1 protein-coding gene is annotated in these 2,021 nt (G+C 58.2%); it reads left to right on the top strand.

Going from position 1 to position 2,021, the window contains the following annotated elements; translation table 11 throughout:
- Positions 1-510 precede the first annotated feature (510 nt).
- Positions 511-2,021, top strand: a 1,511-nt coding sequence (gene ilvA / locus ABX749_RS31030; RefSeq protein ID WP_372899446.1) for a threonine ammonia-lyase, biosynthetic, incomplete at its 3' end; no start/stop codon positions are given.

Below are 2,021 nucleotides of genomic sequence, written 5' to 3'. Positions count from 1 at the left end.
CGAGAGTGTCTCAGAAGTGACGCGTCCGACTCCAGAGCGATTTTCTGGACTGCGTTTTGCACTGAGTTCCTGGACTGCGGGGTGAAACACGCCCCAGCGGGACGCGTCGCGGCTTGTTGATTTGGTGAGCCGTCGGCGCTAGCCGCGGGCCTAGTGGAGACGACGTTGCCCTTGGAGGCCCGTGGCTAGCGCCATCGGCTCACGATTGTTTCGGTGACGACTAAATCGACAGCCCGCGAGCCGTCCGGTTTGTCCTTGAAAGACCGGAGGGCTTGCGCCCTGCCGCTGAAACCTCGCAAAACACATGAAAACAATGCTTCACAGCGTTGCCGACGCGGGTAGCACGCGATCATCTGTCGTTTCGTTCAATTCTGACACTCGCCCGATGCGGGGCGGTGGAACGGTTGGTTGTTTGGCGACCGTGTTTCAGTATAGTCTGATTCATCCATTCGATTTCGCGTGTTGGCACGACCAGCGAGCGGATTTCCGGCCAACGCGATCAACAGCGTCATGCAGAAAACTCTACGCGACTACTTGCAACGTATTCTCAACGCCCGTGTTTATGATGTGGCGGTGGAGTCGCCGCTGGAGCGTGCCGCAAAACTGTCCGCGCGGCTGTCCAACCACGTCTGGCTGAAACGAGAGGACACGCAGCCTGTGTTCAGTTTCAAGCTGCGCGGCGCGTACAACAAAATGGCACGACTGTCGCCCGAGGAGCTAGAACGAGGCGTCGTGTGTGCCTCCGCAGGCAACCACGCACAAGGCGTCGCGTTCAGCGCCCGGCGACTCGGGTGCCGCACCGTGATCGTGATGCCTGTCACGACACCGAAGCTGAAATCGGATGCGGTGAGAGCACTCGGTGGCAACGTGGTGCTGCACGGAGAGAGCTATTCTGATGCCCACGACCACGCACTCGAATTGGCCGAGCGTGATCAATTGGTGTTCGTCCATCCGTTCGACGATCCCGACGTGATCGCCGGGCAGGGAACGATCGGGATGGAGATTTTGCGTCAGCATCAACATCCGATCCACTCGGTGTTTGTTGCCATCGGGGGTGGCGGACTGATTTCGGGTGTCGCGGCGTACATCAAAGCCGTTCGGCCCGAAATCAACGTCGTCGGCGTTCAAATGGAGGACTCCGATGCGATGATTCGCTCGGTTCGCGAGGGCAAGCGAATCAAGCTGGACGACGTGGGACTGTTTTCCGACGGCACCGCGGTGAAGCACGTCGGTGAAGAAACATTTCGGCTGACCCGGGAGTTGGTCGATGACTTTGTCACCGTCGATAGCGATTCGGTCTGTGCGGCGATCAAGGATGCGTTTGAGGATACACGCAGCATCTTGGAGCCTGCCGGGGCGATGGGAATTGCCGGCATGAAAAAGTACGTCGCCCAGCATCAATTGACCGACGAAACGGTTGTCGCCATCACCTGTGGTGCAAACATGAACTTTGATCGCTTGCGGTTCGTCGCCGAGCGAGCGGAGGTCGGTGAAGAACGGGAAGCTCTGTTCGTCGTCACGATCCCGGAAGAACGCGGCAGCTTCAAGCGACTGTGCGAAGTGATCGGACATCGCAGCGTGACGGAATTCAGTTACCGCATGGACAGTGCCGAACAAGCTCACGTGCTGGTGGGGCTGGCAACCACCGACCGGAAAGAAGCCGAAGCGATCCGCTCGGATCTCACCGACCAAGGATTCGCATCCATCAATTTGGTCGACGATGAACTTGCCAAGCAGCACGTCCGTTATATGGTCGGCGGGCGGAGTCACCACAGCGAAGACGAGCAGTTGTACCGATTCGAATTCCCTGAACGCCCCGGTGCGCTGATGCGATTTCTGTCCCGCATGCACCCCAATTGGAATATCAGCCTTTTTCACTATCGCAATCAAGGCGCCGATTACGGCCGCATTCTTGTCGGCATCCAGGTTCCCGAGAACGACCGCGATGCGTTCAAAGACTTCATCAGCAACCTCGGTTACCGCTGCGCCGAAGAGACCCAAAATCCGGTCTATCGTTTGTT

It is taken from the genome of Stieleria sp., from assembly GCF_041595215.1.
In the GTDB taxonomy this organism is placed as follows: Bacteria; Planctomycetota; Planctomycetia; order Pirellulales; family Pirellulaceae; genus Stieleria; species Stieleria magnilauensis.
This window is presented reverse-complemented; position numbering and strand designations above follow the sequence as displayed.